This is a genomic window from Mycobacterium sp. 852013-51886_SCH5428379, assembly GCF_001665575.1.
Lineage (GTDB): Bacteria > Actinomycetota > Actinomycetes > Mycobacteriales > Mycobacteriaceae > Mycobacterium.
The window spans coordinates 1-24,416 of record NZ_LZSU01000018.1 but is presented as its reverse complement, the minus strand read 5'-3'; the positions used below and the strand labels follow the sequence as shown (position 1 = coordinate 24,416).

Sequence of the window (24,416 nt, the reverse complement as noted above, 5' to 3'; positions counted from 1 at the left end):
AGTATCGCCGTCGACGCCGACCTCGATGTCTGCGAGCTGTTGTGGCACCTTTCATTCCCCCCTGTGACATTCACGGCCGGCGCATGGCCGACCGTTCCCCCTGAACATTATTTGTCGTCAGTGTCAATCTTGCGACGCAAATGAGGAATCGGGGGTTCCCCTACGGTTTCGGTTCTTGCATCTGTAACGAGACCCGGAACCGCGAACGGGCTGCATCTGTCGAGTGGCGCGTGCTCTCGGCAAACCTGTTGTAGTTTCACCTCGACACACCGACTGGCCGCTGCCGAGGAGTACAACGGTGGACGCGACACCATTCGGGCACTACCAGCTGCAGAAGCTGATCGGCCGGGGCGGGATGGGCGAGGTCTACCAGGCCTACGACACCCACACCGACCGCGTCGTCGCGGTCAAGGTCCTGCCCGCCCACATGGCCCAGGATGAGACGTTCCAGCGAAGATTCCGGCGCGAGTCGCAGGCCGCCGCGGGCGTCCAGGACCCGCACGTGGTGCCGATTCACGGATACGGGGAGATCGACGGCAGGCTCTATCTCGACATGCGGCTGATCGAGGGCCGCAATCTGGGCTCGATCCTGCAGCAGACCGACCGACCGTTGCTGCCGGCGTTCGCGGTCAAGGTGATCGAACAGGTCGCCACCGCGCTGGACGCCGCGCACGCCGCAGGGCTCATCCATCGCGACGTGAAGCCGTCGAACATCCTCATCACCGACCGCGATTTCGTCTATCTCATCGACTTCGGCCTCGCTCGCACCGCGGGCGATCCCGCGATGACGACGGCCGGCAGCACGCTGGGCACGCTGGCCTATATGGCGCCCGAGCGGTTCAACGGCGGCACGATCGATCCCCGCTCGGACATCTACGCCCTGACCTGCGTGCTCTACGAGTGTCTGACCGGTGTGCGGCCGTATCCGGCGGACTCGCTCGAACAGCAGCTGGCCGGCCACATGGTGAAACCGATTCCGCGCCCGTCGGCCAAGGATCCGAAACTCGCCGCCTTCGACGAGGTCATTGCCAAGGGCATGGCCAAGAAACCCGAAAAGCGCTATCAGACAGCGGCGGAACTGGCGACGGCCGCACGCCGGGCGCTGGCGGCGCCGGTGCGGCTGTCGGTGCGCTCGGGCCGGCACTCCGCGCGGCGGCCGAAAGTGTCTGCCCGCCGCAGGATTTCGCGGCGGGTTTTCACGGTGGCCGGCGCCGGCGTGGTGCTCGCGGTGGTCGCGGCGTCGGTGGCGTGGCAGCTCAACAGCGGGCCGGAGCGCGCCCCCGCACCGCGGCAGGTGGTGGTCGCAGAGGACCCCGCGACGGCGACCCCGGTGACGGCGGTGGGCGCGGTGGCCTCGATCGCCGCGACGGTGCCCCCGGAGATCCGGGAGACCGGACGGCTGTTGATCGGTGTCAACGTGCCGTACGCGCCCAACGAGTTTCGCGACGCGTACGGAGAGATCGTCGGCTTCGACGTCGACCTGATGAATGCGGTGGCGCGCACGCTGGGGTTGACCGCGGAGTTCCGCGAGACGGCGTTCGAGAGCGTGCTGCCCTCGGTGCGCGACGGTGACTTCACGATGGGCATGTCGTCGATCACCGACACCCGTGAACGCGAGGAACTCGTCGACTTCGTGACCTACTTCGAGGCCGGCACCCTGTGGGCGCAGCGGGTGGGCTCGTCGATCGACCCGGCTGACGCCTGCGGTCTGCGGGTCGGCGTGGCCTACAGCGTCATCCAGGACACCGTCGAGCTGCCGGCCAAGAGCGAGGCGTGCGTCGCGGCCGGACGCCCGCCGCTGCAGAAGGTGGTGTTCACCGAACAGGACCAGGTCACCGCGGCGCTGGCGGCAGGGGAAATCGACGCGATGTCGGCCGATTCGCCGGTCACCGGATTCGCGATCAAGACCTCGGGCGGAGTCCTCGAACCGGCGGGCGAGGTCTTCGACTCGGCGCCGTACGGGTGGCCGGTGGCCAAGGGTTCCGGTCTGGCCGAATCGCTGCGCCAGGCGCTCGAGCATCTGATGGCGACGGGGGAGTACCGCACGATCGCCACGATGTGGGGAGTCGAGAAAGGCATGATCGAAAAACCCGTCATCAACGGAGCGGTGGGCTGAGCAGGAGCTGAAGTGAGAGACGACGTCGTGGTCACCGCCGTCGCGTCCACCACCGCACTCGCGCCGGACGCGGAGGACACCTGGCGTCAACTGCTGGCCTGCCGCAGCGGAATCCGCGCGTTGGACAAGTGGTTCGTCGACGAACTCGACTCACCGGTCCGCATCGGTGGTGCGCTCACCGAGAATTTCGACGCACATCTCAGTCGTGTTGAGCTGCGCCGTCTTTCGTACATGCAGAAGATGGCGTTGGTGCTCAATCGGCGGTTGTGGGCGACGGCCGGGGCGCCGGAGGTGGATTCGCGGCGGCTGCTGGTGTCGATCGGGTTGGCGCTCGGGTCCACCGAGGACATCGCGCTGCAGTACGACGACTGGAAGACCAAAGGGCTGCGGGCGGTGTCGCCGCTGGCGGTCCAGATGTACATGCCCAATGCGCCCGCCGCGGCGGTCGGGCTGGACCGCACGGCCAAGGCCGGCGTCATCTCCCCGGTGATGGCCGACGCGTCCGGTGCCGCGGCGATCGCGCACGGCTGGCAGCACCTGATGCTCGGGGAGGCCGACGTGGCGATCTGCGGCGGCGTGGAGACCGTGATCGAGGCGGTGCCGGTGGGGGCGTTCACCCAGGCGGACATGCTCTCGACGACCGCCTGCCGTCCGTTCGACGCGCGCCGAGACGGCATGGTGTTCGGTGAGGGCGGCGCGCTGATGCTGCTCGAGACCGCCGAGCACGCCAAGGCCCGGGGCGCCGCGATCCTGGGGCGGCTCCTGGGTGTGGCGACGACGGCAGACGCCTACGACCCGCTGTACCCCGACCCGGACGGTGAAGCGGCGGGCGATGCTGTGGCGCACGCGATCGAGGTGGCCGGCCTGACCCGCGCGGACATCGACCTCGTCAACGCGCACGCCACCGGGACCCGGTTCGGAGATCTCGCCGAAGCGCGGGCCATCCGCCGCGCACTGGGCGACCACACCCCGACGGTGTATGCGCCCAAGGCCGCGCTGGGACATTCGCTCGGTGCGGCGGGGGCGGTCGAGGCCGTGGTGACGGTGCAGGCGCTGCGCGACGGTGTGGTGCCGCCGACGCTGAACGTGACGGAGGTCGACCCCGAGATCGACCTGGACGTGGTCACCGACGTGCCCAGGCCCGGCCGCTACCGCTACGCGGTGAGCAACTCCTTCGGCGTCGGCGGGCACAACGTCGCGCTCGTGTTCGGTGCTGCTTGACTCGTCGCCGAGCGGGAACAGTGGTCCTATGACCGATGAACAACCCAGTCCTGTCGTGGTCGTCACCGGAGCGAACGGCTTCGTCGGGGCACGCACCTGTGCCGAGTTGGTGAAGCAGGGGGCGACGGTTCGGGCCGTCGTGCGCCGCGCAGGCGCCGCCCCTGCGATCGACGGCGTCGAGGAACACGTCGGGGACTTCGCCGATCCAGAATTCGCCGCCGGCGTGGTCGCGGGGGCGACCGGCGTCGTGACGACGGTGCACCCGATGGGCAGCGACCGCGCCACCCAGCACCGGGTGGGTGTGGAGGGCACGCCGGTGATCGCCCGGGTGGCTCGCGATGCGGGCGTCGCGCGGTTCGTGCACATGTCCACCGCGGGGGTGTACGACCGGACGGCCGGCGTGGGGGACGTCGACGAGTCGGCCGCCCTGGTCGACGACGACGGCGGCGACTATCCGGTGACCAAACGCGACACCGACGCGGCCCTCGCCGAGGTCGACGGCCTCACCCGCATCCTGGTGCGACCGCCGGCGATCCTCGGCCCGGGCGAGACATCTATCTGGAACACGTTGCGGCCCAACGACATCGTGGAGAACGAATCGGCCCGGCGCACCGTCGCGGCCAAGACCTTCGCCTGGATCCACGTCGACGACCTCGCGGTGCTGCTCGCCGACCTCGCCACCGGCCGGATCCCGACCGCGGACGATCCGGAGCAGGGTCCGGTGGACGGCGGCTGCACACCGGTCAACGCCGCGGGCGGTCCGGCCACCCAGCGTGACTACTTCGGCACGGTGACCGGAGCGGTGGGCGTCCAACCGATCTACGAGGACGAACCGGCGTGGACCGGGCAGATCGTCGCCGACCGGGCGCACCGCTGGGGGTGGAGGCCCAACGTCACCCTCGAGCAGGCGCTCGAGGAGCTACGCCGCGGCCTGGCTACTTGACGAGCGTGAACTGCGCGACGTAGCTGACGTTGCGGTTGAAGAAGTCCGAGCAGCCCAGCAGGTACTTCATGTACCGCTCGTAGACCTCCTCGGACGTCACCGCGACGGCTTCGTCGTGGTGCGCCTGCAGCGCCTCGGCCCAGGTGGCCAGGGTGCGGACGTAGTCCGGGGTGAGGTCGTCCTGCTTCTCGACCGAGAACCCGGCGTTGGTGGAGAACTCGATGACGTCCTCGTCGCACGGCACCGAACCGCCGGGGAAGATCTCCTTGGCGATGAACCGCATGAACCGCAGATCGGTCATCGTGATCGGCACGCCGAGCTCGGGCCACCGCTTGAGCGGGTGCCCCATGATCGTCTGCAGCACCATCCGGCCGTCGCCGGGCATGATGCGGTAGCAGAGGTCGAAGAACGCCTTGTAGCGCTCCTTCGGGAACGCCTCGAACGCCTCGATGCTGACGATGCGGTCGACCGGTTCGTCGAACTCCTCCCAGCCGCGCAGCAGGACGCGGCGGGAGCGGGAGGTGTCGACGGCGTCGAGGACCTGTTGACCGAGGGCCTGCTGATTCTTGCTCAGCGTCAGCCCGATGACGTTGACGTCGAAACGCTCGATCGCGCGCTTGAGCATGGCGCCCCAGCCGCAACCGACGTCGAGCAGCGTCATCCCCGGGGTGAGACCCAGCTTGTCCAGCGCCAGGTCGATCTTGGCCAGCTGCGCCTCTTCGAGCGACATGTCGTCACGCTTGTAATAGGCGGCACTGTAGGTGCGGGTGGGGTCCTGCCACAGCCCGAAAAACTCGTTGGAGATGTCGTAGTGAGCCTGAACGTCCTCGTACGCCACCTTCATCGTCGCGGTGTTCGTACCAGCCGAGTCCCCCGACCCGATCTCACTCATCTGCGTCTTCCTCCTGCTGTCTGTGATCTTGGTTTTATAACGCAGATTGCCTAGTTTGGCTAACTGGGTGACTTCTCCAAGGTGAACTGCGCGACGTCGGTGTAGCCCTGGCGGAACAGGTCGGCGCAGCCATCGAGGTACTTGAGGAACCGCTCGTAGATCTCCTCGTTGGTGATTGCGATGGCCTCGTCCTTCTTGGCCTCCAGATTGCGTGCCCACGTGTCCAGCGTCTTCACGTAGTGCGGCTGCAGATGCTGCTCGCGGGTCACGGTGTAACCGGCCTTGACGGCGTGCTCCTTGACCATCGAGGCCAGCGGCAGACGGCCACCGGGGTAGATCTCGTCCATGATGAACTTGATGAAGCGGACCCGCGACATGGTCAGCGGCAGCTTCTTCGCCTTGATCTCCTCATCCTCCGGGATGATGATCGTGTGCAGCATCTGCACACCGTCGTCGGGCATCCAGTCGAAGGTCTTCTTGAAGTAGTCGTCGTACTTGTTGAAGCCGAAGTGCTCGAAGGCGCCGATCGAGACGATGCGGTCGACCTCGCCGGAGAAGTCCTCCCACGGCTGCAGCCGGACCTCCATCTTGCGATTGGTGTCGGCGTTGGCGAAGTGGAATTCCTCGATGTGCTTCTTCTGGTTCTCCGACAGCGTCAGGCCGATCACGTTGACGTCGTACTTCTCCACCGCACGCATGATCGTCTTGCCCCAGCCGCAGCCGATGTCGAGCAGCGTCATCCCGGGTTCGAGGCCGAGCTTGCCCAGTGACAGGTCGATCTTGGCGAGCTGCGCCTGCTCGAGGGTGTAGTCGTCCTTCTCGAAGTACGCGCAGCTGTAGACCTGGTTCGGGTCCTGCCACAGACGGAAGAACTCATTGGAGATGTCGTAGTGGAACTGAACTTCCTTCTTATCCGAACCGCGCGTGTCGGCGGCAGACTTCGAGAGCCACTTGGACTCGGCTTTCGGGGCTGCGCTGGATGTATCTGCCACTGTCCGTCCTGAACGTCTCGGGGTCGGGTCACGTGCCGGCAAGGCCGGCTCGGGCCCGAGACTACGCCCTCGTCAGGTGCCGTTGGGGGATGACCTCCACCGACACACGGGTCAGGCCGGGGTGAAGCGGATGGCCGCGACCTTGAGGCGGGTGGCCGCTTCGGTGAACTCCGACAGCGACGGTACGGTGTCGCCCTCGAATTTCATCCCCATCATCAGCTGCGCCTTCTTGGGGCCGTAGTCCTGGGCGATGCGGTGGGCGATGTCGGCGACGGCCGCGGTGTCGGTGATGAGCTCGCCGCGCATCCGGGTGGTCCTGCCACCGGTCGTGACCTGGGCGTCCGCGCCGTCGCGGAAGTTGTACTTCCACTGGGCCTCGAGGATGGCGTAGAGGTCGCCGTCGAGGTGGTGCGCGCTGACCGGGATCGAGAACTTCCGGCCGGATTTGCGGCCGGTGAACTCCAAGACCATGAACTGTTTGAGGGCTGCGCCGAGCGGCGTCTTCAGCGCGGTACGCAGCGCAGGATTGACGATCTTGAACAGGAGTTCCGGCGGCTCGCCGGCTTCGATGCTGGGCATGGCTTTCACGCTAGCGGCGCAGCGGTGCGGCGGCTTCGAACTTCGCAGCCTTTCCGGCGGATTGCCATTCGAGCCAGCGCTCCCACCTCGTGTGGTTGGTGTGCTGCCAGGCGCGGTCGATGCCGGGGCTGAGGCGGCGGGCGATCTCGACGCCCGCGATGAACGGGGCGCGCGCGACGAGTAACGCGATGCCGGGCAGCGCCGAGGGCAGGCGGTAACGGCGGCGGTTCCACGGCAGCATGTAGAGACCGAGATAGCCGGCCTGGACCCGGTAGTGGTAGGCCGCCCGGATCCGTTGGACGCCCCGGTGGGCCGGCGCGGGTGCGAAGGCGGGCACGAAGGACTCGACGAGTTCGGCGCCGCTGTCCGCGCTGTCGTAGCTGCGGGCGGCGTCGGCCATCAGCAGGATGCGCCAGGCGTCGGCGATGGTCTCGGGGAAGTACCCGTCGCACCGGACGCCGACGAGGTGACCGCAGTAGCGGTTGAAGTGCAGCACCGCGCGCATCTCGTGCGGCGAGGTGAGGTGGCCGAGGGCGAACAGGCCGAAGGCGGGCGCGACGCTGCCGCCGAGGAGAGTGAGCAGCATCGCGGACTGGCTGATGGGCAGGCCCCAGCGTCCGGCGTCCCATTCGGGGTGGTTCTTGACGCGGTCGCGGACCGAGACGTGCATGATCCGCACATGCAGAGAGATGTTGCGCGCCGGTGAATTCGGTGTGAGGACTGCCCCCGGCCGGCATACCTCGACCCACCATCGGGAGGTCTCGAGGTAGCGGTGCAGGGCGCGGTCGCCGGCGTATCCACCGCTCAGCGAGAGCGGGACCGCGAGCCAGCCCTCGGTGTAGGTGTCGTTGGTGCCGGCGTTGCCGAGCGCGCCCAGCGCGTACGCCCAGCGCCGCCAGACCGCGGCGCCCTGTTCGACGAGGTCGGGGTCGACCCAGTCCGGGAGCTGTTCGAACTCCTCGAAGAGCGCGCGCATGGATTCCGGCGCGTCGGGCACCGCGTCGACGCCGTCGCGCTGCGCGGTCTCCACCAGATCGCGAGCTTTCCGGGCACCCAGGTCGCCGTGGTAGGTCTCGGCGACGAAGCGTTCGGCGGTGGGATCGCCCTCGTTGAGGCCGCCGATGAACAACCGGGCGACGTGGTCGCTGGGGAAGGGGTCGAATCCGAGCGTGCGCAGGGCGTTGCGCAGGCGCGTCCTGCGGCCGCGGGGTGGCGGATAGCGGAACGCGGTGGGGGCCGGCATGGGTCTGTCTTAGCGCACCGGCGTCCTACGCGGGCGGATTCGTGGCGGTCAGCGCTTTTTGGCGTTGAGGACGCCCTCGGCCTGCGAGGCGCTGTCGGCCTTGGCGTGCTTGGCCGCGCGCTTCTCCTTCAAGGACTTTCCGGACTTCTTGGACATGGATTGTCGCGGGGACTTGTCAGACATCGTCGGACCCTTCGGTAAAAGGGGCCTGGGTGGTCCCGATGGCTTCGACCCTACCCGGTCGTGGTTGAGTTCTTACGCTTTCGAAGCGGGGAACCGCATTGCGCCGCAGAGGCGTAACGTCGAGGGGGTCTCGGTCATCGGGACTTCTGCTCATGGTCGGCCGACTCGAATCTTCTGTGCATGAGGCAGTTTCACCGCACAACATCGCCGCACAACCGAGAGGTTCGACCATGACGGTCACCGTCACACTCGCCGGAGGCGACACCGTCGCCTACATGCGCTTCGGCGACACCTACGTCAAACGCGACGACGGTTCCCTGGACGTGAAACGCACCGGCGCAACGACATTGACCTATGCGGCAGAGGAGTGGTCCGACGTGGCAGGGGACCAGGCCAAGAGCGGCAGGCGCGGGTTCTTCCGGCGCTGATCAGTCCAGCAGGACCGCGGGCACGTGCGGCGCGGCGCCACTCTTGGCGGCCGCGCGTTGTGCGCATTCGGTGCGGGCGGTGTGCACGATCTCCGCTGCGGCGCGGCAGGCGGTGCTGTCCTGGTGGCGATACTGGATGGGCAGATCGGCGGCCTGACGCAGGATCATCACGGCGAGGGCACGACTGGTGCCCGACGGCACGACCAGCAGATTCGCGCTGGCCTTCTTGCCGGTTACGGCGATGACGCGCTTCTGCCGGGCCTTCTGGCCGGGCAGAATGCCGCGGGCGGGCAGCGAGTTGAGGTTGGGGGCGCCCTCGAGCGAGGACCAGTTGATGTTGATATCGACGACCTCACCCAGCCGGTCCGCGAGTGCGTCGACCAGATAGGGCAGCTCGCGGGCCATGGCGGGGCTGTACGGCCACCACGCGCCGTCGAGGCCACCGGTCAACGGGTCGGCGAGGGTGAGCCGGATGGGGTGGTCGGACACCTGGCGGTCGAAGGCGCTCATACTCGCGCGGCCTTGACGATAAATCGTTGCCTCGCAACTGGTTTCGAGAACACATCCACGTGAATCACCCTCGCTTCGATTGGTTGCGGCGCGCGACGGCTGCGGGCGTCGAAAGGCGAGCCGGATGGCGGCGCACTACCTCGACGCTACACCCTGATGTGGCGCAATGGCGTGGATGGATGCCCGCGGGGGCGTAGACTGTACCCATCGGCGGTACCTCGTGCACATCCGTTTGAGACTGTGTCGTCGTCGATTCGCATCACTGGGCTTTCGCAGCTCGGACGGGATTTCCCCCATGGCAGTACTCGAACAGTCAGACACTTCTCGCGCCCGCTACGACGGGCCGGAAGAGACACCTCGGTTGTGGCTGAAGCGCAAGGCGCCGGTTACCGGATATGTCGACGGCGCATGGTGGCCGCACAGCGCTGACCTGGCCCGTGAGCTGTCCGATCTGCTGGCGGTACTGTCCGTGCGGCTCGGTTCCGTGGAGCGGGTCAGCTACCGGCTCGGGGATTGGTCTGACACGCCGCGCAAGATCCTCGTCAACGGACACACGGTCAAGTTGGACGGCTATCGGCGGCAACCGGCGAACACTATTGGCATCTCCGACGGCCGAGGTCAATCCATCGTTCTACTGGTGATCGCACCGCAGACCGACGCGGAGCAGGCGCATATGGTGGCGATGGCCGCAGCGGCCACCGACGACGCCTCGAATGTGGAGTCGCTGCTGGCCACCGCAGCCGGTGGGGCCACCGCGAACCGCTAGGAGCAGCGTCGTACATGCCTACGCGACTGTCCGCGCCACTCGCGCTTGCGCTGCACACGCAGACGGCGAACACTCCGGCCCACTCGGTGTCCCTGGTGATCCTCGAGGCATCGGCTCAGCTGAACCATGAGCGGCTCGGGAGCTGGGCCGCCTCCGCGCTGACGCGCGCGGCCCGCTTCCGCAGCCGATTGGCCGGCAAACCCTTCGGAGCCGGGCAACCCGTGTGGGCAGACATCATCGACTTCGACCCCGCCGGCCGGATGCGCCAGGTGACTGTTCCGGCGTCGGGCGGGGAGCGGGAGCTCACCGCGCTACTGACCGACTTGACGAACGCGAAAATGAGCGCGGGATCACTGTGGTGCGCCTGGACGATCGACGGCCTCGCGGGCGGCCGCTGGGCCCTTGCGGTGGCATTGTCGCCCGTTCTGGCTGATGGTGGCGCTGGAATAACGGCCATGTGGAAGCGCGTCCTCACCGGCGACCCGCGCACCCGGCGCGCGGGGGCGCGGGAGGAGGCCACCGAACCACCGCCGTCGCCGGGCGGGCTGGCGGCCGACACGCTGGCCGAGCTGGTCGAGAACCAGGTCGCCGGCGTGTTCATGGCGACCGACGTCCTCATCCGCACACTCCGGGACCGGATTTCAGGCCGTGAGCAGACCGAGGACGGTAGCCGCGCGGCGCCGAAAGCGCCTCGGACGCAACGACGGTCGACGGCATTCGTGTCGATTCCCACCGCTGACCTGCGCGCGGTGAGTCTGGCCTTCGGCGGTGATGAAGCGAACGTGCTGTCCGCCGCATGTGCGCTGTCCCTGCAGGCGTGGACACAGCGACACGGCGGGGGCGGCGCTGAGCCGCTCGCGATCGCCGTGCCGGCCGGGCTTGTGCGTCTGTCGGTGCGTCGCGATGACCCGGTGCGCGTTCTGACCACGATGCACACCATGACCGAGCGGCTTGCGATGGCGCCCGCCGACGATGATCAAACGGTTTCTCCTGCAGTGGATCTGGCCGCCGCCGTGGCGCTCGTGCCCCCACGGCTGGCGCGGATGGCCGCCGTGATCTACACCCGGCTCGGACTCGCGCGGTGGAGCACGCCGAACTGCCACGCCAACATGTCGTTCTTCCCCGAGTGGCCGGCGAGCATGTTTTGCGCCGACAGTGCCGTCGTCGGCATGTACACCGTCGCACCGCTGACCGCGGGGTGCGGCGTCAACATCTCGGTGACACCGCGGGCCGAGGCGATGGACCTCTGCGTGAGCGCATGCCCGGACGACTCTCCCGACATCGACGAGATCGCCCGCGGCATCGCCGATGCGGTGCGCATACTCGTCGAGGCGGCGGGTACGTCACCGCGCGGTGAGGGCCAATCGGTGGTCACGGAGATGGCCGCCCACAGCAGCAGGTCATTCCTGCGGACCTGACGACGGCGGCTCAGTGGCGCTCGGTGGCGTCGAAATCTGCGTCACCGAAGTGCTTTTCGCTTCTCCGGCGGGTGCGGAACGCCTCGATCCCCACCTCGACGCGCGCAGCCTGCATCGCGTCCTCCTGGGTGTCCTGCACGGCCTGGTCGAGGATGCTGCCGCCGGCCAACTGACGACGGTCCGCGCGGAACCGGTAGGTCACCGCCAACGACAGTGCGGCGGCGATCAGAGCGACTGCGGCGACGACGGCGATCAACACCACGGTGTTGGTGGTCATCGGTCGCCACCTGTCGTGATGTCGGCGGTGTCGTCTACGCGGACCTGATGCTGGAGGCGAGAGTCGCGGGAGAGGTCGTCGAACTCTTCCCGGTGCCGGCGGCGTAGCGAGGCCCGCCGGATGTCGAGGCGTCGATTGTCTGTGCCGCGGGTGCCCGCCGCGACGATCCCGGCGATGACCGCTGCAACTCTGGAAAGCATTCTGACGCCTCTGATGGTGGTGAACCTCCAGTACACGCCCATTTTTGTTGTGTGTCAATAAATTCGCCACTGCGAAAAGCGGGGTAGACTGTGGCCGTCGGGCTGCTCGGTAACGGGCGAACAGGCCCGACTGAAAAGGAAGATTCCATGGCATCCCCGACGGCGATCCGATCGCCCTACGACATCCGGATCGACCTGGTGCGGGACTCGATCACGGCCAATTCAGAGCTGGACGCCGAGGCCGCAAGCCTGCTGGCCGTGCACGTGCTGCGTGTACTGAACTCGATTCCCGAAAAGATCCGGTAAGCGCTCGACGCTGTGACCGCTCATCCGTAGGCGGGTCCATGACCCGCCCACGGGTGTAGCCTTGAAGAGGTTGGAACCCAGCCAGTCCGGAGTAGGTCAGCCGTCAACCGCTGACCTCGCCGAGCAACCGCTCACACTGGATACGCCGGTGACAACCCCTTCAGTCGGGACCACCCCCTTGAACACTCTTTCCGTTTATCATTCCGTTGATTCCGCTGTCGGACAACGTTATTTGCCTAATCCCACGGTGGGCGTGCTCAGCACGTACGCGCCGACATTTTGCGGCATCGCGTCCTTCAGTGCCGCGCTGGCCGGCGGCCTGCGCGGTCTGGGTACCGATGTGGGCATCGTCCGGGTCGCCGACGACGTCGCCTCGACAGGCGACGGGATCGTCGGAGAGGTCGTCAGCGGATCCGCGCCTTCCCTGGCGGCATGCGCGGAGATGCTCAATCGGCACGACGTGGCGATCATCCAGCACGAGTACGGCATCTACGGCGGACGGGACGGAGACGAAGTCCTCGACATCATGGGCGGTCTACGGGTGCCTTCCGTCGTGGTCGCCCACACGGTCCTCAAGAACCCGACCGCGCGGCAGCGCGCGGTGATGGAAGAGGTTGCCGCGAAGTCCGATCAGATCGTCGTGATGTCCGAATCCGCGCACCGGGTGCTGCGGTCGAGCTTTCACGTCGACGACGCCAAGATCAGTGTGATCCCGCACGGCGCGACCATGCCCTGCGGTGAGTCACCGAAGCGATCCGGCCGGCCGATTGTGCTGACCTGGGGTCTGATCGGACCGGGGAAGGGCATCGAGCGGGTGATCGACGCGATGCCCGCACTGGTCGACATCCCCGGCCGGCCGAAGTACGTGGTCGCCGGGCGCACCCATCCGAAGGTGCTTGCCGCCGAGGGGGAGTCCTACCGCGAAGCGCTCCTCGACCGCGCGCGCCGCAACGGCGTCGCGGATTCGGTCGATCTCGAGGACGGCTATCGGAGCACGGCGTCCCGTACGGCACTGATCCGCTCTGCTGCGGTGATCGCGCTGCCGTACGACTCGACCGATCAGGCGACATCCGGTGTGCTGGTCGACGCGGTCGCCGGCGGTCGTCCGATCGTCGCCACCGCATTCCCGCACGCCGTCGAACTCCTCAGCACCGGTGCGGGGATCGTGGTGGACCACGACGACCCCGCGGCGATGGCTTCGGCGTTGCGCCGCGTGCTCACCCAGCCGCGGTTGGCCGGTGACATGGCCGGCGCAGCCCGGCAGCTCGCCCCGACGATGGCATGGCCCGTGGTGGCCGAGGACTACCTCCGGCTGGCCAAGCGCGTCATCTCGGCGCGACCGGCCCTCGTATGAGGGCCGGTCCGCCGCTGTTCGGGCATCTGCTGGCCATGACCGACCACCGGGGAACCTTCGAACACGCGTGCTTCACCGAACCTCGGCCGGAGCACGGATACTGCACCGACGACATGGCGCGCGTCCTTGTCGTCGCCACCCGCGAACCCGGTTCCGACCCGACGCTCAAGGGGCTGGCAGGCCTGGCGCTCCGGTTCCTCAACCAGGCGCAGGCACTGACCGGCGCCTGCCGGAACCGTATGGACGCCAACGGTAATTGGCTCGACGAGCCCGCGCTCGAAGACAGCTGGGGACGCTGCGTCTGGGGGCTCGGCACCGCGGCGGCGCACAGTCCGGTCTCCCCGGTCCGGCAGATGGCCGTCATCCAGTTCGAGCGTGCCGCGCAGGTTCGGGCCGCCTCGCCGCGGGCCATGGCCTTCGCGGTGTTGGGCGCGGCGGAACTGCTCGCGACCGACCCGGGCCATTCCGTGGCCCACCAACTCATCGCCGAGTACGCCGACGGGCTCGGCGCGCCCAGCGGTGACACCGACTGGCCCTGGCCTGAGGCCCGGCTGGCGTACGCCAACGCCGTTCTGCCCGAGGCGATGATCGCGGCGGGGACGGCGATGGAGGCCGGGCCGCTGTGCCGGCGCGGCCTCGATCTACTCGAGTGGCTGCTCGACCACGAGACCCGTGACGGGCACCTGTCGCCCACTCCGGTGGGGGGCCGAGGACCGTCGGACCCGCGACCCGGCTTCGACCAGCAGCCCATCGAGGTCTCCAGCCTGGCCGACGCCTGTGCCCGCGCCGCCGCCGTCGACCCGAGGCCGCTGTGGACCGACGGGGTCCGTGCCGCGGCCGCATGGTTCGACGGCGACAACGACACCGGTCTGCCCATGTGGGATTCGGAGACCGGCGGGGGATACGACGGACTGCTCGCCGATTGCGTCAACCTCAACCAGGGCGCGGAGTCCACACTCGCCGCGATCTCGACGATGCAGCACGCGCGGCGTATCGCCGCGGCGGCGTAATGACCTCGGTACGCCGCAGTTTGGCCACCCGCAGCCCCGTTCGCCTGTCGGCCGATCCGTCACGGGTCATCACCAAGTTGTTCGTGCCCGGCCAGGATGGGTTCGAGCGGCACAACTCCCGGGCCGGAGCGGTGCTGACGCGGACGCTGGTGCTCGGCGAGGAGGAGGTGCAGGACTCGTTGACCGATGTCTTCACCCGCTTCGATGGACGCCACCGTGACCTGACGGGCACGTTCACGCGACACGCGCGTGAGCTGGCTGACCGCCTTGATCCGGCGGCCATCCGCTCCGAATCGCGAATGCTGTTGCTCGGGGCCATGTTCACGAGTGAATATGCGATCGAGGGAGCGGCGCTGTGCAACCCGAGCATGGTGGCGCATCCCGATCAGAGCGGTCTGCCGGCCGGGGCGGCGCGGTTCGTCATGAGTGTGCGCGGTATCGGAGAGGGACACTGCTCGTCGATCGGTTTCCGCACCGGAATCGTCGGTGCGGCCGGAGATGTCGTGATCGACGACGCGGCGCCGTTCGCCACCGTCGGGACGACGTCGTCGACGCTGCTGGACGCCGAGGTGTTCCGCAGCGAGCTCGCCCGGCTCAACGACAACGGTGAGGCGGCGGACTACGTCCTGGGTGCGGTCGGAGCCAGATTCACCAGAGCCGACCTCGGCGAGCAGCTCGACCGGCTCCAGACGAACCTGACCACGCGTGAGCACGCGCAGAGCACGATCGCGCGCATCCGGGAAATCGCCGATCGGACCTATGGCATCGAGTTCAGCTCGCAGACAGACCTTTCCGAGCGGGTGCTGTGGCCGGCGATGAGCGCGGAGGCGGTAGGCATGGAGGACGCCCGGTTCGTCCGCTTCGTCGAGGACGACGGCTCGGTGAGGTACTGCGCGACGTACACGGCCTACAGCGGATCGGTGATCAGCCAGCAGCTGCTGGCGACGACCGACTTCCGCTCCTTCACGTCGACGCCGATGGTCGGGCGTGCTGCGGCCAACAAGGGCCTCGGACTGTTCCCTCGCCGGATCGGTGGACGCTATGCGGCGATGTCGCGGTCGGACCGGGAGTCGAATTCCGTGGCGTTCTCCGATCACCTGTCGGTGTGGCAGACCTCGGAGCCGTGTCAGCGGCCGACCCGGAGCTGGGAGACCCTGCAGCTGGGCAACTGCGGGCCGCCCATCGAGACCGAGGCGGGGTGGCTGGTGCTCACCCACGGCGTGGGGCCGATGCGCACCTACCGGATCGGTGCAATCCTGCTCGACCGCGACGATCCGACCAGGGTGCTCGGGCAGCTGCGGACGCCGCTCCTCGAACCCGCACCGGACGAGCAGAACGGCTACGTGCCCAACGTCGTCTACTCGTGCGGCGCGCTGGTGCACGCCGGGACGCTGGTGGTCCCGTACGGCATCGGTGACGCGGCGATCGGCGTCGCGACGGTTCCGATGGACGACCTGCTCACGGCGCTGGACGGGTAGCTTCGGCGACGCGGAAAAAGCGGAATCGACGGTGCCGAACCTGCTGCAGAATCGAACCACTATGGATGTGGGTTCGGGCGGTGGCGACGCCGGTGCGGTCGAGGGGTCTGCACGGTACTGCCGGGCGGACGGTTTCCGCGGCGGCGCCTACCGCCGCGGACGGCGATGTCGGGACGGCCCGTTCCACGGTAGATGCCCGGCGGAGGCCGGCGACGTCCTGGCCGGGGGTGACCCGGACCCGCTGTCCACCGAGCACGACGAGGACGGCGATGACTGTTCCCGGCACGGCTGAGCGCCGGTCAGGGATGATGCGGTCGTGAAGACCCGAAGCCTCGATGAGATCCGCGGCGCGCTGGAGCACTGCTACTCCGCATTCGAGACGTTGTGCGCCGACCTGACCGACGACGAGTGGCAGGCGCAGTCGCTGTGCCCGGACTGGACGATGCGCGGCGTCGTCGACCACGTGACGAGCATCGAGGCCGCGATGGTCGGCTGGTTGCCCGACGACGACACGACGCCGCCGTCGTTCGAGAAGGCCGGGGAGTTCCTCGCCGACGACGCCCCGTACCTCGACAAGCTCCGCGGCGTCTACGACCGCAGGCGCCGTGATCTGGCGGCACTCACCGACGCCGACATCGCCCGCCCGTCCTGGATGCCCGTCGGCCCCGGCACCTACGGGCGTTTCCTGGCGATCCGGGTGTTCGACTTCTGGGTGCACGAGCGCGACATCACGATTCCGCTCGGCCGCGCGACCGACGACGGCGGTGTCGCCGCGGAACTGGCGCTGGCCGAGGTGGAGAACTCGATCGGCTACATCGTCGGCAAGAAGGTCGGTCTGCCCGACGGCAAGAGCCTGACGTTCGACCTCACCGGGCCGCTCGCCCGGCAGCTGCACGTCGCCGTCGACGGCCGCGCCAAGAGGGTGGAGCATCTCGACGATCCGGACGTCACCGTCACCACCGATTCGACGACGTTCGTCATGCTCGCGTGCGGGCGCATCGACCCGCAGGCCCAGATCGACTCGGGCGCGATCAGCTGGACCGGCGATGACGAACTCGGCGACCGCGCCGCCCGCAACCTGAGGTTCACGATGTGACCGGGCATCCGACGTCCGTCGACTTCCACTTCGACGTCATGTGCCCGTTCGCCTATCAGACGTCGCGGTGGATTCGCGAGGTGCGCGACCGGACCGGCCTCGAGGTGAACTGGCGGTTCTTCAGCCTGGAGGAGATCAATCGCCAGGAGGGCAAGAAACATCCGTGGGAGCGGGAGTGGTCCTACGGCTGGTCGATGATGCGTATCGGCGCGCTGCTGCGGCGCCGGTCGATGGACGACGTCGATGCCTGGTACGAGCGTGCGGCGCGAGCCCTGCACGTCGACGGGCACAAACCGCACGAGAAGGCCGTCGCCCGGCACCTTTTGGAGGAGCTCGGCTTCGATCCCGCGCTGGTCGACGAGGCGATCGCCGATCCGACGACGAGTGACGAGGTGATGGCCGACCACCAGCGCGTGGTCGACGCCGGCGGCTACGGGGTGCCGACGCTGTTCTTCCCCGACGGGCAGTGCCTGTTCGGGCCGGTGCTCATCGACCCGCCGACCGGTGAAGCGGCGGTGCGGCTGTGGGACGCCGTCGTCGCGTGGACGGAGTTCCCGCACCTCTACGAGCTGCAGCGCCCCAAGACCCCGGCCGACGGGAAAGCGATCACCGGGACGCTGCGACCGTATCTGGAGGCGAGGGACTGGGTGTCGATCAACCGGGGACAGGTCGTCGACTTCGACAAGCTGCGATGAAGGTTCCGGCCCTCGCTGTCGCCGTCGTGCTCGCCGCGTCGGGTTGCGGTTCCGCGGCCGCACCCGCCGTGCACCCCGACATGTCGGTGACGCAACCGGCCGCTCCGCCGCCGGTGGCGCGACCCCTGCCGTTGCCGCGGATTGCTCCCGGACCTGAGTTCGCCCCGATCTCCGAGCTGGTGAACACGGCCATCTCCGCGAACCGACTGCCCGGTGCGGTGGTGATGGTCGGGCACGGCGGCGAGGTCGTGTTCCGGCAGGCCTACGGGGACCGAAAGGTCGCCGGTGCACCGGGGCTGGACGGGGCGCCGGAGCCCGCGGAGCCGATGACCGAGGACACCATCTTCGACCTGGCTTCGTTGACGAAACCGCTCGCCACGGCGACGGCCGTGCTGCAGCTCTATGAACAGGGCCGGATCGCGTTCGACGATCCAGTGCAGAAGTACCTGCCCGAGTTCAACGCCGCGAACGACCCGGAGCGCGCCAAGGTCACGGTGCGCATGCTGCTGACCCACTTCTCCGGCGAACACCCCGACGTCGAGCTGCGCGATCCGTGGGGGCTGGCCAAACCCGACCGGGCGGAGGGCTTCCGCCGCGCGATCACCAACCCGCTGTTCTCTCGGCCGGGGGAGGTGTTCCGCTACTCCGACATCAACTTCGCCGTGCTGGGTGCGATCCTCGAGAAGATCACCGGCCAGCGCGAGGACGCCTATGTGCAGCAGCACATCTTCGGCCCGCTCGGCATGACCGAGACCGGATATCTGCCCGACGCCGACCTGCTGTCGCGGATCGCACCGACCGAACACGACGTGGAAGGCAAGGCCGATCCGCGCACGAACCCGAACTTCGATCAGCTGATCCGCGGTGCGGTGCACGATACGACGACGCGCCGCATGGGCGGGGTGGCCGGGCATGCCGGGGTGTTCTCCACCGCGCAGGATGTCGGTGTGTTCGTGCAGGCGCTCCTCGACCGACTTGCCAACCGCCCGAGCAGCTTTCCGCTTCGCCGCGAGACGCTGGTGCTGATGACCACACCGCAGCAGCCCGGACACACCGACGGGCAGGTGGCGGCGGCGAATGCGGCGACCCTCGCGGCGCCACCGAACCGGAAGGACCCGCTGCTGGCGCCGCGCTATCCCGCGATCGCCGGACAGAATCTGCGCGGATTCGGCTGGGACATCGACACGTCGTACTCGATGCCGCGCGGCCGGGTCTTCCCCGTCGGCAGCTTCGGGCACACCGGCTTCACCGGAACGTCGGTGTGGATCGACCCGGCGTCGGACAGCTACGTGATCCTGCTCGCCAACGCCATCCATCCGCGGGGGAACTGGCCGATCAACGAACTGCGCGGCGATGTCGCGACGGTGGCGGCACGCGCCCTGGGCCTCGCCGGATGATCGTGCTTCAGCGGTCGAGACCCCACTGCCCGAAGTCGGGGGCCAGGACGTCGTCGACGTCGACGTGGGTGTTGCCGATGGCGACCCCGGGTTCGGAACCGCTGACCACCACGGACTGATAGAGCACCGCTCGGGCGTCGCGCTCCCCGTAGGACCAGGCCCGGGTCTGCCAGGCCCACCAGTGCCCGGCCGACGTGGAGGGTCCGATGACGCCGTCCTCGATGGCCCAGTCGCACACCCGGGCATGTCCGTAGACACCGGTGCGGCGGACGCCGAGGACGGAGTTGATGCCCCGAAGCCACTGCACCGCAATGCTGTTCCAGGTGTCGAGGTCGATGTCCTCGTCGATGCTGAAGAAGATCGGCGCCGACGCGGGCCCACCGGCGGCGGTGTGCAGGCGCAGCGCGGTCCGGGCGTCGGCCACACCGCCGTCGAATCCACGGGTGTAGTCCGACGGGCTCTTCGGCCAGCCGGGCTTGCCGTACTGGTAGCAGCTGACGACGTGCAGACCCTGCGCCCGCAGGCCGTCCGTATACGCACGGGTGACCGGTTTGAAGTCGAAGTCGGCGCCGGGACGCAACTCGGACACGTAGACCAGCGCCCCGTCGAACCCGGCCGCTTTGATCTGCTCGGGTGTGGGTTGGCGGTGGGTGAAGTCGACCAGCCGCAGGTTCTGCGCCGACGCTCGCGGGCCGGCGACGGCCGCCGCCGCGCCGAGCGCAAGTGAAATCGGCGCGGCCAGAGCGTATTTGAGGACGTCGCGGCGGGTCGATGCCGGGGACTCGTACACGGCGCGATCGTAACAACGATCGGCGGCGCTGTTGAGGGGTTGGCCGACCGGATCTAGCCTGGCGGGATGCTGACCGAACTGGTTGACCTCCCCGGTGGCGCGTTCCGCATGGGATCGATCGACTTCTATCCGGAGGAGGCGCCGGTGCACACCGTGTCGGTGCCGCCGTTCGCGATCGAACGCCACCCGGTGACCAATGCGCAGTTCGCCGAGTTCGTCTCGGCCACCGGCTATCTCACCGTCGCCGAGCGCGCGCTGGACCCCGCCGATTTCCCGGGTGTCCCGCGCGAGGAGCTGGTTCCCGGCGCGCTGGTGTTCCAGCCCACGGGCGGACCCGTCGATCTGCGGGACTGGCGGGCGTGGTGGACCTGGGTACCGGGCGCATCGTGGCGACACCCGTTCGGGCCGGAATCCACGGTCGAGGATCGGCCTGACCACCCCGTCGTGCAGGTGGCCTATCCCGACGCGGCCGCCTACGCCGCCTGGGCGGGGCGGCGACTCCCGTCGGAAGCGCAATGGGAGTACGCGGCGCGCGCCGGGTCGACGTCGGTGTACGCCTGGGGCGACGAGGTGCGCCCGGAGGGGCGGTTGATGGCCAACACCTGGCAGGGCCGCTTCCCCTACCGCAACGACGGCGCGCTCGGCTGGGCCGGCTCATCACCCGTCGGGAGCTTCCCGGCCAACGGATTCGGGCTCGTCGACATGATCGGCAACGTGTGGGAGTGGACGACGACCCGCTACACCCGCCATCACCGGCTCGACGAGCCCGCCGACACCGGCTGCTGTCCGCCGCCGACGACCCCGGACCCGTCGGTGCACCAGGCGCTCAAGGGTGGCTCGCACCTGTGCGCGCCGGAGTACTGCCACCGCTACCGGCCGTCGGCGCGGTCGTCGCAGTCCCAGGACAGCGCGACGACCCACATCGGATTCCGCTGCGTGGCCTGAGCGGGTGGCGGAACGGCGGGGCTTTCGCCGACCAGGAGCCGCTGGCCTCGCACTTCGCATCGTGGGCAGGTGGCGTAACAATCGGTAATCCGCCACCGCGCGTTCCGGGTGGCACAGTGATTCCATGCCCCGCCGCCCGAACATCCCGCCGAAGGACTTCCCCCGTCCCTCGGTGCGCGAGTACGCCGGCACCCGGGCCGACGCCGCGCGGTGGGTCCGCGACGTGCTGCGCAGCCAGATCCTCGAAGGCGCCTTCGGCGGTCTTGCCGCCGCCCGCCCGGCGCTGCCGCCGGAGACCCAACTCGCCGCCGAGCTGGGCGTCAGCCGCAACGCGATCCGCGAAGCGCTGGAGCTGCTGCGCGGCGAGGGTCTGATCACCCGCGTCCAGGGTTCGGGCACCTTCGTCACGGGAGCGAAACTCCGCCAGCACCTGGACAGGTTGGAAGGACTGGCCGAATCGCTTGCCGGACATCAACTCCCGGTGGACAACGAGGTGCTCTCGATCCGCGAGTCCACGGCGACGCCGTTCGTCGCCGCCAAGCTGCAGCTGCCCGAGAACGCCCCGATCCTGTTCATCGAGCGGCTGCGGTCGGTGGGTGGTCTGCCGCTGTCGCTGGATACGACATCGCTGCGCGTGGGCGCCGTTCCCGTCGACGCCGAACTCGGCCAGCAGGATGTGTTCGACCTGATCGAACGGGAACTCGGCGTGCGACTGGGCTGGGCGGAGATCACCGTCGAATCCGTGGCCGCCGACGCGCGGACCGCAGAACTGCTGAAGATCCGTCCGGGGGCACCGCTGCTGCTGCTCCACCGTCTCACCCACCTCGAGGACGGCACCCCGTTCGACCTCGAGACCGTTCGATACCGCGGCGACCGGTGCTCACTGGTGACCACCGCCGCACGGGGTGGCACTCCCGCTCCTTAGCGCGAGCGCCTCCCACTCACCACGCCCACACGGGATCAACCGAAATCCGATCGAGAGGTGTATTCGTCATGCCCGAACAACCCAACATCGTGTACTTCCACGTCGACAACCTCGGCATGGGCGAACTCGGCTGCTACGGCGGCGGCATCCTGCGTGGCGCCGACACTGCCCGCGCAGACGCCTTCGCCGCCGAATCGCTCAAGCTGTCCCACTTCGTCGTCGAACCCCAGTGCACGCCGACCCGTTCGGCACTGATGACCGGCCGTTACCCGATCCGCTCGGGCAACCACACGATCGCCCTGGGCGGCAACGGCGGCGGCATCGTCGCCTGGGAACGCACCATGGGTGACATCCTTTCCGAGGCAGGCTATGCCACAGCATGTTTCGGCAAGTGGCACATCGGTGCGGAGGATGGCCGCTGGCCCACCGACCACGGCTTCGACGAGTGGTACGGACCGGCGCGCACCTACGACGAGTGCCTCTGGCCGGACGACCCGTGGTACGACGGCGAGCGCGACGGCTATTCGTACATGTACGAGGGCACCAAGACCGACGGCGTCCACACCACCGATCAGCAGCTGACCGTGAAGCTCAAGGGGGAGATGGACGGCGAATACGACCGTCGCGCCAAGGCTTTCATGAAGCGCAGCGTCGAGGCCGATAAGCCGTTCTACCTGTACCACAATCACTCGCTGATGCACTTCCCGATGGAGGTGCGCGAGGAGTTCAAGGGTAAGAGCACCAACGGCGCCTGGGGTGACTCGCTGCTGATGCTCGACCACGACTTCGGCAGCATCCTGGACTACCTGACCGAACTCGGGATCGAGGACAACACCATCGTGGTGTTCGCCGGTGACAACGGCGCCGAGGACCATCTGGCCGGTCGCGGCACCGCGGGCTTCTTCGACGGCTCCTACTTCAGTTCGGCGGAGGGCGGCATCCGCACCCCGTGCCTGATCCGCTGGCCCGGGAAGGTGGCGCCGCGCGAGAGCAACGACATGGTGCACGTCACCGACATGTTCCCGACGCTGCTGCGCTGGGCCGGCTGCGACGTGCCGGACGACCGCATCATCGACGGCATCGACCAGCGCGACTTCTTCGCGGGAGCCGCGGAGGAATCCAACCGCGACGGCTGCATGGTCTGGCTCAATGAGGAGTTGCACGCCGTGAAATGGTCTCAATTCAAGATCAACTTCAAGCGCCAGCAGCACTTCCACGATCCGGAGATCCCGCTCGGCTTCGCCCGCATCACCAACCTGCTCGAGGACCCGAAGGAGCGTGAGGCGGTCAACCAGACCTGGGTGCGCTGGTGGGTCATGCAGCACGCCTACCGGTTCATCCAGGCGTTCGACGAGAGCGTCAAGACCGAGGAACTCATCCCGGCCGGCGCGCCCGTCGACTTCGTCCCCGCCCGCGCGGAGTAGGGCCGCGAGCACATGACGCCGCCGAACAGCTACGGAGCCGACTCGATCACGATCCTGGAGGGCCTCGACGTCGTCCGTAAACGACCCGGCATGTACATCGGGTCGACGGGCGAACGCGGGTTGCACCACATGGTCTGGGAGGTCGTCGACAACGCGGTCGACGAGGCGATGGCGGGCTACGCCAGCCGGGTCGACGTGACCCTGCTGGCCGACGGCGGCGTCGAGGTCGTCGACGACGGGCGCGGGATCCCGGTGGCGCAGCACGCCACCGGGATCCCCACCATCGACGTCGTCATGACCCAACTGCATGCAGGCGGGAAGTTCGACTCCGACTCCTACAGCGTCTCCGGTGGTCTGCACGGTGTCGGCGTGTCGGTGGTGAACGCGCTGTCGACGCGGATCGAGGTCGAGATCCACCGCGACGGACATGTCTGGTCGCAGACCTACGACCACTCTGTGCCGGGTCAGCTCACCCAAGGCAGCTCGACCTCCGAAACCGGTACCGCCGTGCGCTTCTGGGCCGACCCCGACATCTTCGAAACCACCATCTACCGCCTCGAGACGGTGGCGCGCCGCCTACAGGAGATGGCGTTCCTCAACCGCGGGCTGATCCTCACCCTGGCCGACCTGCGCACCCCCGACCCCGAGCGGCGCACGTACCACTACGCGGACGGCCTGGTCGATTTCGTCGCCCACCTCAACCGGACGAAAGATCCGATCCACCCGACCATCGTGGGCTTCACCGGCAGCGGCCCCGGCATCGAGGTCGAGGTGGCGATGCAGTGGAACGCCGGTTACACCGAATCGGTGCACACGTTCGCCAACACGATCAACACCCACGAGGGCGGAACGCACGAGGAGGGGTTCCGGGCGGCGCTGACGTCGGTGGTCAACAGGTACGCGCGGGACAAGAAACTCCTGCGGGACAAGGACGCCAACCTCACCGGTGACGACATCCGCGAGGGTCTGGCGGCCGTCGTCGCGGTGAAAGTGGCCGAACCACAGTTCGAAGGGCAGACCAAGACCCGGTTGGGCAACGCCGAGGTGCGCTCCTTCGTGCAGAGGGCATGCCACGAGAAGCTCGCGCACTGGTTCGAGGCCAACCCCGCCGAGGCCAAGATCGTCATCGCCAAGGTCTCGGCCTCGGCACGGGCCCGGCTCGCCGCGCGGAAGGCGCGGGAGTTGGTGCGCCGCAAGAGCGCCACCGACATCGGTGGGCTGCCCGGTA

At 68.3% G+C, this 24,416-nt stretch carries 27 protein-coding genes; 18 read left to right on the top strand and 9 right to left on the bottom strand.

Annotation, left to right across the window (positions count from 1 at the left end; all coding sequences use genetic code 11):
• The first annotated feature begins 298 nt into the window (after positions 1 to 298).
• Genes A5757_RS06685 through A5757_RS06675 form a run of 3 tightly spaced genes read left to right on the top strand, consistent with a single transcriptional unit; the run spans position 299 to position 4,280 of the window.
• Positions 299 to 2,116, top strand: a complete 1,818-nt coding sequence (locus A5757_RS06685; RefSeq protein WP_066830505.1) for a bifunctional serine/threonine-protein kinase/transporter substrate-binding domain-containing protein — start codon at positions 299 to 301, stop codon at positions 2,114 to 2,116.
• Between the two features lie 12 nt (positions 2,117 to 2,128).
• The gene (locus A5757_RS06680; RefSeq protein WP_066830502.1) at positions 2,129 to 3,337 is read left to right on the top strand and encodes a KasA/KasB family beta-ketoacyl-ACP synthase; all 1,209 of its coding nucleotides are present in this window, start codon (positions 2,129 to 2,131) and stop codon (positions 3,335 to 3,337) included.
• A gap of 28 nt (positions 3,338 to 3,365) precedes the next feature.
• On the top strand, positions 3,366 to 4,280 hold the full coding sequence (locus A5757_RS06675; RefSeq protein ID WP_066830499.1) for an NAD(P)-dependent oxidoreductase: 915 nt from the start codon (positions 3,366 to 3,368) through the stop codon (positions 4,278 to 4,280).
• Here the strand turns inward: A5757_RS06675 and A5757_RS06670 are convergent.
• From A5757_RS06670 to A5757_RS23875, 5 genes are all read right to left on the bottom strand, one after another.
• Positions 4,273 to 5,172 (bottom strand): cyclopropane mycolic acid synthase family methyltransferase, encoded by a 900-nt coding sequence (locus tag A5757_RS06670; RefSeq protein ID WP_066830497.1) that lies wholly within the window; start codon positions 5,170 to 5,172, stop codon positions 4,273 to 4,275. The two genes, A5757_RS06675 and A5757_RS06670, sit on opposite strands and share 8 nt — an antisense overlap.
• A 59-nt stretch (positions 5,173 to 5,231) precedes the next feature.
• The gene (locus A5757_RS06665) at positions 5,232 to 6,164 is read right to left on the bottom strand and encodes a cyclopropane mycolic acid synthase family methyltransferase (protein WP_066830494.1); all 933 of its coding nucleotides are present in this window, start codon (positions 6,162 to 6,164) and stop codon (positions 5,232 to 5,234) included.
• A 111-nt stretch (positions 6,165 to 6,275) separates the two neighbouring features.
• Positions 6,276 to 6,743, bottom strand: a complete 468-nt coding sequence (locus A5757_RS06660; RefSeq protein WP_066830852.1) for a hypothetical protein — start codon at positions 6,741 to 6,743, stop codon at positions 6,276 to 6,278.
• A gap of 10 nt (positions 6,744 to 6,753) precedes the next feature.
• A complete protein-coding gene (locus tag A5757_RS06655) occupies positions 6,754 to 7,986 on the bottom strand; it encodes an oxygenase MpaB family protein (RefSeq protein WP_066830491.1) in 1,233 nt (410 codons plus the stop codon).
• A gap of 48 nt (positions 7,987 to 8,034) precedes the next feature.
• Entirely contained in the window at positions 8,035 to 8,169 is a 135-nt protein-coding gene (locus tag A5757_RS23875; protein WP_255360351.1) for a hypothetical protein, read from the bottom strand.
• A 230-nt stretch (positions 8,170 to 8,399) separates the two neighbouring features.
• Here A5757_RS23875 and A5757_RS06650 point away from each other — a divergent pair, with 230 nt between their 5' ends.
• Positions 8,400 to 8,597 (top strand): hypothetical protein, encoded by a 198-nt coding sequence (locus A5757_RS06650; RefSeq protein WP_066830488.1) that lies wholly within the window; start codon positions 8,400 to 8,402, stop codon positions 8,595 to 8,597.
• On the opposite strand, the gene A5757_RS06645 is transcribed toward A5757_RS06650, so the two are convergent.
• Positions 8,598 to 9,107 carry a DUF5994 family protein gene (locus A5757_RS06645; protein ID WP_066830485.1) on the bottom strand — a complete coding sequence of 170 codons (510 nt, stop codon included), beginning with the start codon at positions 9,105 to 9,107 and terminating at the stop codon, positions 8,598 to 8,600. It abuts the gene before it with no gap.
• Between the two features lie 361 nt (positions 9,108 to 9,468).
• On the opposite strand from A5757_RS06645, the gene A5757_RS06640 reads away from it, so the two are divergent.
• Positions 9,469 to 9,873, top strand: coding sequence for a DUF5994 family protein (locus tag A5757_RS06640; protein WP_369815917.1), 405 nt, complete (start codon positions 9,469 to 9,471; stop codon positions 9,871 to 9,873).
• Between the two features lie 14 nt (positions 9,874 to 9,887).
• Positions 9,888 to 11,291, top strand: a complete 1,404-nt coding sequence (locus A5757_RS06635) for a wax ester/triacylglycerol synthase domain-containing protein (protein ID WP_066830479.1) — start codon at positions 9,888 to 9,890, stop codon at positions 11,289 to 11,291.
• A gap of 10 nt (positions 11,292 to 11,301) precedes the next feature.
• Here the strand turns inward: A5757_RS06635 and A5757_RS06630 are convergent, their stop codons facing one another.
• A complete protein-coding gene (locus A5757_RS06630; protein ID WP_066830476.1) occupies positions 11,302 to 11,568 on the bottom strand; it encodes a hypothetical protein in 267 nt (88 codons plus the stop codon).
• Positions 11,565 to 11,810 carry a hypothetical protein gene (locus A5757_RS06625; protein WP_066830473.1) on the bottom strand — a complete coding sequence of 82 codons (246 nt, stop codon included), beginning with the start codon at positions 11,808 to 11,810 and terminating at the stop codon, positions 11,565 to 11,567. The genes A5757_RS06630 and A5757_RS06625 overlap by 4 nt, the downstream gene beginning before the upstream one ends.
• Positions 11,811 to 11,915: 105 nt before the next feature.
• Here A5757_RS06625 and A5757_RS23400 point away from each other — a divergent pair, with 105 nt between their 5' ends.
• The 8 genes from A5757_RS23400 to A5757_RS06590 all read left to right on the top strand — a co-directional run bounded on the left by A5757_RS23400 (position 11,916) and on the right by A5757_RS06590 (position 19,104).
• A complete protein-coding gene (locus A5757_RS23400; protein ID WP_197497281.1) occupies positions 11,916 to 12,074 on the top strand; it encodes a DUF6307 family protein in 159 nt (52 codons plus the stop codon).
• A 253-nt stretch (positions 12,075 to 12,327) separates the two neighbouring features.
• Complete coding sequence (locus A5757_RS06620) at positions 12,328 to 13,428, top strand: glycosyltransferase (protein ID WP_369815916.1); 1,101 nt, start codon at positions 12,328 to 12,330, stop codon at positions 13,426 to 13,428.
• Positions 13,425 to 14,438 carry a glycosyltransferase gene (locus A5757_RS06615; protein ID WP_066830469.1) on the top strand — a complete coding sequence of 338 codons (1,014 nt, stop codon included), beginning with the start codon at positions 13,425 to 13,427 and terminating at the stop codon, positions 14,436 to 14,438. Before A5757_RS06620 ends, A5757_RS06615 begins: the two co-directional genes overlap by 4 nt.
• Positions 14,438 to 15,916: a glycoside hydrolase family 130 protein gene (locus tag A5757_RS06610; protein WP_066830466.1), complete on the top strand. Its 1,479-nt coding sequence runs from the start codon at positions 14,438 to 14,440 to the stop codon at positions 15,914 to 15,916. The genes A5757_RS06615 and A5757_RS06610 overlap by 1 nt, the downstream gene beginning before the upstream one ends.
• Before the next feature lie 61 nt (positions 15,917 to 15,977).
• A complete protein-coding gene (locus tag A5757_RS06605; protein WP_066830463.1) occupies positions 15,978 to 16,208 on the top strand; it encodes a hypothetical protein in 231 nt (76 codons plus the stop codon).
• A 24-nt stretch (positions 16,209 to 16,232) separates the two neighbouring features.
• Positions 16,233 to 17,012: a maleylpyruvate isomerase family mycothiol-dependent enzyme gene (locus A5757_RS06600; protein WP_066830460.1), complete on the top strand. Its 780-nt coding sequence runs from the start codon at positions 16,233 to 16,235 to the stop codon at positions 17,010 to 17,012.
• The gene (locus A5757_RS06595) at positions 17,009 to 17,707 is read left to right on the top strand and encodes a DsbA family protein (RefSeq protein ID WP_066830457.1); all 699 of its coding nucleotides are present in this window, start codon (positions 17,009 to 17,011) and stop codon (positions 17,705 to 17,707) included. Before A5757_RS06600 ends, A5757_RS06595 begins: the two co-directional genes overlap by 4 nt.
• Positions 17,704 to 19,104 carry a serine hydrolase gene (locus A5757_RS06590; protein WP_066830454.1) on the top strand — a complete coding sequence of 467 codons (1,401 nt, stop codon included), beginning with the start codon at positions 17,704 to 17,706 and terminating at the stop codon, positions 19,102 to 19,104. The genes A5757_RS06595 and A5757_RS06590 overlap by 4 nt, the downstream gene beginning before the upstream one ends.
• Positions 19,105 to 19,111: 7 nt before the next feature.
• Here A5757_RS06590 and A5757_RS06585 read toward each other — a convergent pair whose 3' ends face one another.
• Complete coding sequence (locus tag A5757_RS06585; RefSeq protein WP_066830451.1) at positions 19,112 to 19,894, bottom strand: DUF1906 domain-containing protein; 783 nt, start codon at positions 19,892 to 19,894, stop codon at positions 19,112 to 19,114.
• Positions 19,895 to 19,960: 66 nt separating this feature from the next.
• On the opposite strand from A5757_RS06585, the gene A5757_RS06580 reads away from it, so the two are divergent.
• The 4 genes from A5757_RS06580 to A5757_RS06565 form a co-directional block, all read left to right on the top strand.
• Complete coding sequence (locus A5757_RS06580; protein WP_066830447.1) at positions 19,961 to 20,839, top strand: formylglycine-generating enzyme family protein; 879 nt, start codon at positions 19,961 to 19,963, stop codon at positions 20,837 to 20,839.
• Between the two features lie 223 nt (positions 20,840 to 21,062).
• Entirely contained in the window at positions 21,063 to 21,764 is a 702-nt protein-coding gene (locus A5757_RS06575; protein ID WP_156618225.1) for a GntR family transcriptional regulator, read from the top strand.
• 68 nt (positions 21,765 to 21,832) lie between these two features.
• Positions 21,833 to 23,188, top strand: coding sequence for an arylsulfatase (locus A5757_RS06570; protein WP_066830439.1), 1,356 nt, complete (start codon positions 21,833 to 21,835; stop codon positions 23,186 to 23,188).
• Positions 23,189 to 23,200: 12 nt separating this feature from the next.
• Positions 23,201 to 24,416, top strand: a 1,216-nt coding sequence (locus A5757_RS06565; protein ID WP_231983907.1) for an ATP-binding protein, incomplete at its 3' end; no start/stop codon positions are given.

Excerpts from the sequence above, each read along its gene's own strand:
- A5757_RS06675 (WP_066830499.1), top strand. The coding sequence starts at position 3,366 with ATGACCGATGAACAACCCAGTCCTGTCGTGGTCGTCACCGGAGCGAAC.
- A5757_RS06670 (WP_066830497.1), bottom strand. The coding sequence starts at position 5,172 with ATGAGTGAGATCGGGTCGGGGGACTCGGCTGGTACGAACACCGCGACG.
- A5757_RS06660 (WP_066830852.1), bottom strand. The coding sequence starts at position 6,743 with ATGCCCAGCATCGAAGCCGGCGAGCCGCCGGAACTCCTGTTCAAGATC.
- A5757_RS06655 (WP_066830491.1), bottom strand. The coding sequence starts at position 7,986 with ATGCCGGCCCCCACCGCGTTCCGCTATCCGCCACCCCGCGGCCGCAGG.
- A5757_RS23875 (WP_255360351.1), bottom strand. The coding sequence starts at position 8,169 with ATGTCTGACAAGTCCCCGCGACAATCCATGTCCAAGAAGTCCGGAAAG.
- A5757_RS06650 (WP_066830488.1), top strand. The coding sequence starts at position 8,400 with ATGACGGTCACCGTCACACTCGCCGGAGGCGACACCGTCGCCTACATG.
- A5757_RS06645 (WP_066830485.1), bottom strand. The coding sequence starts at position 9,107 with ATGAGCGCCTTCGACCGCCAGGTGTCCGACCACCCCATCCGGCTCACC.
- A5757_RS06635 (WP_066830479.1), top strand. The coding sequence starts at position 9,888 with ATGCCTACGCGACTGTCCGCGCCACTCGCGCTTGCGCTGCACACGCAG.
- A5757_RS06630 (WP_066830476.1), bottom strand. The coding sequence starts at position 11,568 with ATGACCACCAACACCGTGGTGTTGATCGCCGTCGTCGCCGCAGTCGCT.
- A5757_RS06625 (WP_066830473.1), bottom strand. The coding sequence starts at position 11,810 with ATGGGCGTGTACTGGAGGTTCACCACCATCAGAGGCGTCAGAATGCTT.
- A5757_RS23400 (WP_197497281.1), top strand. The coding sequence starts at position 11,916 with ATGGCATCCCCGACGGCGATCCGATCGCCCTACGACATCCGGATCGAC.
- A5757_RS06615 (WP_066830469.1), top strand. The coding sequence starts at position 13,425 with ATGAGGGCCGGTCCGCCGCTGTTCGGGCATCTGCTGGCCATGACCGAC.
- A5757_RS06610 (WP_066830466.1), top strand. The coding sequence starts at position 14,438 with ATGACCTCGGTACGCCGCAGTTTGGCCACCCGCAGCCCCGTTCGCCTG.
- A5757_RS06605 (WP_066830463.1), top strand. The coding sequence starts at position 15,978 with ATGGATGTGGGTTCGGGCGGTGGCGACGCCGGTGCGGTCGAGGGGTCT.
- A5757_RS06590 (WP_066830454.1), top strand. The coding sequence starts at position 17,704 with ATGAAGGTTCCGGCCCTCGCTGTCGCCGTCGTGCTCGCCGCGTCGGGT.
- A5757_RS06580 (WP_066830447.1), top strand. The coding sequence starts at position 19,961 with ATGCTGACCGAACTGGTTGACCTCCCCGGTGGCGCGTTCCGCATGGGA.
- A5757_RS06570 (WP_066830439.1), top strand. The coding sequence starts at position 21,833 with ATGCCCGAACAACCCAACATCGTGTACTTCCACGTCGACAACCTCGGC.